Annotated in this window: 3 protein-coding genes and 2 pseudogenes; 3 read left to right on the forward strand and 2 right to left on the reverse strand. The window is 61.2% G+C overall.

Annotation, left to right across the window (positions count from 1 at the left end; genetic code table 11):
* Both WCA53_RS02615 and WCA53_RS02620 read right to left on the reverse strand, forming a co-directional pair.
* On the reverse strand, positions 1-1,545 hold a 1,545-nt coding region (locus WCA53_RS02615), incomplete at its 3' end, for an NAD(+) synthase (protein WP_423905164.1).
* Positions 1,546-1,713: 168 nt separating this feature from the next.
* Positions 1,714-2,853: a GNAT family N-acetyltransferase gene (locus WCA53_RS02620; protein ID WP_423905166.1), complete on the reverse strand. Its 1,140-nt coding sequence runs from the start codon at positions 2,851-2,853 to the stop codon at positions 1,714-1,716.
* Between the two features lie 132 nt (positions 2,854-2,985).
* Here WCA53_RS02620 and WCA53_RS02625 point away from each other — a divergent pair.
* The 3 genes and pseudogenes from WCA53_RS02625 to WCA53_RS02635 form a co-directional block, all read left to right on the forward strand.
* Positions 2,986-3,261: pseudogene (locus WCA53_RS02625) on the forward strand (GIY-YIG nuclease family protein); the annotation flags it as partial.
* A gap of 271 nt (positions 3,262-3,532) precedes the next feature.
* Positions 3,533-5,035, forward strand: coding sequence for a xanthine dehydrogenase small subunit (gene xdhA, locus WCA53_RS02630; protein WP_423905168.1), 1,503 nt, complete (start codon positions 3,533-3,535; stop codon positions 5,033-5,035).
* Positions 5,036-5,050: 15 nt separating this feature from the next.
* Positions 5,051-5,691, forward strand: a pseudogene (locus WCA53_RS02635) (xanthine dehydrogenase molybdopterin binding subunit); the annotation flags it as partial.

Here is a 5,691-nt window from a genome sequence, read left to right on the forward strand (position 1 = left end):
GGTCTTGGGAACGCTCGCGTTCACGTTGTAGTGCGACATGTGATCGCCCACGCCGTAGGTGCACCAGCCCAGCGCAAGTTCGCTCAAGTCGCCGGTACCGATCACAATTCCACCCTGGAAATTCGCGATCCGAAACAAGTGATTCGTGCGCTCGCCGGCCTGTACATTTTCAAACGTGATGTCGTACTGCTTTTCGCCCTTCGCGTACGGATGACCCAGGTCCTTCAGCATCTGCTCGCAACTCGGCCGTATATCGACTTCGCTTGCCGAGCACCCGACGATCTCCATCAATTGCCGTGCTTGAGAAAGTGTTCGATCGCTGGTCGCATAGCCCGGCATGGTCACGCCCAGGATGTTTGTGCGCGGAAGGTTGAGCCGGTCCATGGCCTTCGCGCAGACGAGCAGCGCGTGGGTAGAATCGAGTCCCCCCGAAATGCCGATCACGACCTTCTTGATTCCGCTCGCCGACAGCCGTTGCGCCAACGCCTGGACCTGGATGTTGTAGACCTCGTTGCAGCGTTCGTCACGGCGTTTTGGATCGGAGGGAACGTAGGGAAAACGTTCCACCACGCGATCCAGCGGCAATGCGCGGCCGCTCGGCACGTTGAGGTTGAACCGGACAATTTCAAACTTCGATACTTCGTCTGCATGCCGGCGCACCGACTGGCCAAACGTGGTCTGGTGCATGCGCTCGCGGGAGAGCCGCTCAAGATCGACATCGGCGAAGAGGAGATGCGATGTGTCCAGAAAGCGCTCGGACTCAGCGAGCATTTCACCGTTTTCGTAGATGATCGCCTGGCCGTCCCAGGCCATATCGGTCGACGACTCCCCTCGTCCCGCCGACGTGTACAGATAAGCCGAAAGACAGCGCGCCGATTGCTGGGCGACCAGTTGATGCCGATAGCCCGCTTTCCCCACGACCACATTGGACGCCGACAGGTTGACGAGCACCGTCGCGCCGGCGAGCGCCGCGAATGACGACGGCGGGACGGGTACCCAAACGTCCTCGCAAATTTCGACGTGGAAGCGAAACAGCGGCATATCGGCGATTTCGAACAGCAGCGAAGGGCTGAAGGGAACCTCGTGGCCGAGCAACGTGATGCGATCTGTCGATGCGTTTTCGGCCGCGCTGAATTGCCTGGCCTCGTAGAACTCGCCGTAGTTCGGCAGATAGCTTTTCGGTACGACACCCTGAATCCGGCCGCCCGCGACAACTACCGCGCAATTGAAAAGCGTGTGCTCCACGCGCAGGGGCAAGCCGACGATCATTGCAATTGAAATCGTCTTCGATGCCGCCACAACTGCACCGAGCGCTTCCTCGCTCGCGTCGAGCAATGCGCGCTGGTGGAAGAGATCGTCGCAGGTGTAGGCCGATAGACCGAGTTCGGGGAACGCCACCAGCACGGCGCCGTTCGCGGCCGCCTGCTTCGCCAGGTCGATGGTTTCGAGCGCGTTGAACGCCGGGTCGGCCACGCGGCATCGTGGCACGCCTACGGCTACGCGCGCGAAGTCATGGCTATAGAGATTGAAGAATCGGTTTTTCATCTTGAGCTTGGTCCATGCGATGCCCCGCGTTTCGGGGCGTGCTGTGGGGCGTAGAAGCGTTTCACTCACGTTTCACACGATCATAAGTCCAGTTGCCTCTCGCGAGCAGCCGAAACCGCACCGGAAAGAACATCCGCAGCTCGCGTTAGCCATTCGGCCGAGGAAACGCTACGACTTCTTCCGGAACGGCGTATGCGCTTCCAACTCTTCGATATGCTCGTCCATCGCAGCAGTTTCCGCGTCAAGGAACTCGCTGATCGCGTGCGCGAATCGCGGATCCGCGACCCAGTGCGCGGACCATGTCGGCGTCGGCAGCATTCCCCGCGACATCTTGTGCACGCCCTGTGCGCCCCCTTCGAAGCGCGCGAGCCCGTTGGCGATGCAGTATTCAATGCCCTGCATGTAGCAGGTTTCGAAATGCAGCCCGGAGACGAATTCTTTCGTACCCCAGTAGCGGCCGAACATCACGTCGTCGCCAATCATGTTCAGCGCGCATGCGAGCCGCAGGCCGTCGGCTTGCGCGATGACGAGCATGATGCTGTCCGGCGCGGCGGCGTGGATTTGCTCAAAGAATTCCCGCGATAAATAGGGCGGATTCCAATGCTCACGATACGTGTTCTCGTAGCACTCATAGAAGAAGTCGAGCGCCGCCGAGTCGATCGCGGCGCCGCGCAGCCAGTTGAACGTGACGCCGGCGTCGGCCACGCGCCGCCGGTCCTGCTTCACCTTCTTGCGCTTGTCGTGGCTCATGGCGGCGAGGAACGCATCGAAACTCGGGTACCCGCCGGGAACATTTTCCCAATGGAACTGGACGCCTTCGCGCAGCATGTAGCCGGCCTCCGTCAGCGCTTCGAGATCCTGCTCATGAGGAAACAGAACGTGCAGCGACGACAACTCCAGTTGCTTCGTCAATTCGATCGCCCCCCGCGCCAGCAACACGCGATCCTCGTGCGTGGCCGCGATCAGGCGTGGGCCGGTCACGGGAGAGAACGGCACCGCCGACAAGCCTTTTGGGTAGTACTTGATCCCGTGCCGCTCAAAGGCCTCGGCCCACGCATGATCGAATACATACTCGCCACGAGAGTGCTTCTTCAAATAGAGCGGCATGACGCCGGCGAGTTCGCCGCCGCGCTTGAGCAGCAAAAAGTGCGGGCGCCAGCCGGTTCGCGGCACCGCGCAGCCAGTCTCCTGCAGCGCCAACAGGAATTCGTGGCGCACGAACGGGTTGGTCCCGGCAAGCCGGTTCCATTCGTCGGAGGACACGCCCTCGAGCGTATCGACCACATGTATTTCAACCTCGCGACTCAACTCGCTACCTCACTCGACGCATTTTCAGTGCGCCATGGTGCGGCGCGGAACGGTTATTCTCGCGCAAGTCGTCGGTTTGTGTTTTTGCCGGCCACGCTCGGGGATAATGCGGTTTTGTTTTTTGCCCTGCTCATGCTCTGGTTTCTCTATCTCATCGAATGTTCTGACGGGAGTCTCTATACCGGTATTGCGACCGACGTCGAGGCCCGGTTCGCCAAGCATCTCAGTGGCGACGGGGCACGATATACGCGCTCGCATCCGCCATTGGCAGTTAGGGCTTCGTTTCAGCTTGGCGGGCGGGCTGAGGCCTCTCGCGCCGAATACTGGGTCAAGCGGCTTCCCACTGCGCGCAAGTGGGAACTGGTCGCCGGGACTTTGGCCCTGGATCAGGTCGTGCCACAAGCGGCTTGAGGGGGTCGGGTTGTCCACTCAGCCTCGCTTTTATTAGCAATGCCCCGGTTCTCCCTCGCGTTATTCCCCTCCTTGTTTTCCCCCATTCACGGATTCGCATAGTCCAGATTCGGTAGTCGCAATATTTTTGGGATATTGCGGTGATATCTTGATTGCTTGGATGGCGATCTACGTGCGCTCAATCCGCCTCGCTGCGTCTTGATTTTTGTCGCGGCTCTCGGCCGGTTTTGCGTAACGCGCGCCCGATCCGCAATGTGACGGATTTCATATGACAACGCAAACCATCCGTTTCTTCCAGCACAACGCCCTTCGTGAAGTGCACAACGTGCCCGCCTCCCGCACCGTGCTCCAGCAATTGCGCGAGCACGATCAATGTATCGGCACCAAGGAAGGCTGCGCAGAAGGCGATTGCGGTGCGTGCACCGTTGTCATCGGCGAACTGGATTCAGACGGCCAGCCGGTCCTCAAGGCCGTCAACGCCTGCATCCAGTTCATGCCGACCCTTGACGGCCGGGCGCTCTTTACCGTCGAAGACCTGCGCGCCGCGGACGGTTCGCTGCACCCGGTCCAGCAAGCCATGGTCGACTGCCACGGCTCGCAGTGCGGCTTCTGCACACCCGGCTTCGTCATGTCGATGTACGCCCTCTATCAAAACCAGCCCGCCGGCGCAGGCCTTCCGACCCGCGACGAAATCAACGCCGCGCTGTCCGGCAATCTGTGCCGATGCACGGGTTATCGGCCGATCGTCGACGCGTCGCAGAAAATGTTCGAGTACCCGCGCGTGTCGTTCGACCGGGAGAAGCTCAGGCAACAGCTCGAATCCATCCGACGCACCGAAACCGTCGAATACACCACGCCCGACGCTCGCGGTGCCGCTTTTGGCAGCCCGACATTTTTCGCACCCGTCACGCTCGCGGAATTCGCCCGGCTGCGCTACGAACACCCGGATGCGCGGATTCTCGCCGGCAGCACCGACGTCGGCCTCTGGGTCACCAAGCAATTCCGCGATCTTGGCGACGTCCTTTTCATCGGCAACGTGGCTGAACTGAAATCGATTACCCGCGACGCGCAAGCGTTGACCGTTGGCGCGGCGGCATCGCTGGAAAACGCCTACAGCGCGCTTGGATCGATCTACCCGGAAGTCGCGGAATTGTGGACACGCTTCGCATCCCTCCCTATCCGCAATGCAGGGACGCTCGGCGGCAACGTGGCGAACGGTTCGCCCATCGGCGATTCCATGCCGGCATTGATGGCGCTCGACGCCGAAGTCGTGCTTCAAAAAGGTCCCCGGATCCGCACGATGCCGCTCGATTCGTTCTACCTCGGCTACCAAAAAAGCGCGCTCGAACCCGGTGAATTTGTCGCGGCGGTTCGCGTGCCGTTACCATCGGTGAACATACGCTTTCGGACTTACAAGGTCTCGAAGCGCTACGACCAGGACATCTCGGCCGTATGCGCCGCCTTCGCGATCACGCTCGACGGCTCGCGCGTGAAAACCGCGCGCATTGCGTTCGGCGGAATGGCGGCGACGCCCAAGCGCGCCGCCAATGCGGAAGCGGCTTTAGTCGACGGCGAGTGGAACGAAGAGAACGTGGAAGCGGCCATGCGCGCGCTCGACCTCGACTTTCAGCCGCTCACCGACATGCGCGCGTCGAGCGGGTATCGAAGCAAGGTGGCGCGTAACGTGCTGAAGCGCTTCTATCTGGAAACGCGCGAGAATGCGCCGCTCGCCCTCCATGACGTCAACGCGTTCGCGTTCGACGCTCAATAAAGCAAGGAGTCCGCGATGAACAAGCGTACCGATCCGCAATTCGACAGCGCCTCCGACACCGAAATTACCGCGTTGACCGGCGAGAAACTGGACGCGCTATCGGCGACCAAGCCGGAGCGCGCGGCGATTGGCGTCGGCTTGCCGCACGAATCGGCGAACCTGCATGTGAGCGGCGAAGCGACTTACGTGGATGACATGCCCGAGTTGCGCGGCACTTTGCACGCCGCGCTGGGCCTGTCGCGATACGCGCACGCTCGCATCCTCTCGATCAATCTCGACGCCATTTTGCAAGCGCCCGGCGTGATTGCCGTGCTGAGCGCCGACGATATTCCGGGCGAGAACAACTGCGGCCCGGTTCTCCACGACGACCCGATCCTTGCGAGCGGCGAAGTGCACTACCTGGGCCAGCCGGTGTTCGCGGTCATCGCAGAAACGCACGATCTGGCGCGACGCGCCGCAGCGCTGGCAAAAAGCGACGACGTGATTCGATACGAACCGCTCGAAGCCATCCTGACGCCGCGCGAAGCGAAAGCGAAACAGCAGTTCGTATTGCCACCGCTGCATTTGAAACGCGGCGATCCAGACGGCAAGATGGCGTCGGCGCCGCATTTGCTGAAGGGCGAATTCGATGTCGGAGGCCAGGAACAGTTCTATCT

The sequence above is a fragment of the Caballeronia sp. genome (assembly GCF_049581465.1).
Classification (GTDB): domain Bacteria; phylum Pseudomonadota; class Gammaproteobacteria; order Burkholderiales; family Burkholderiaceae; genus Caballeronia.

What these genes read in the sequence shown, in the direction of transcription:
- xdhA (WP_423905168.1), top strand. Translation starts at nt 3,533, where the DNA reads ATGACAACGCAAACCATCCGTTTCTTCCAGCACAACGCCCTTCGTGAA.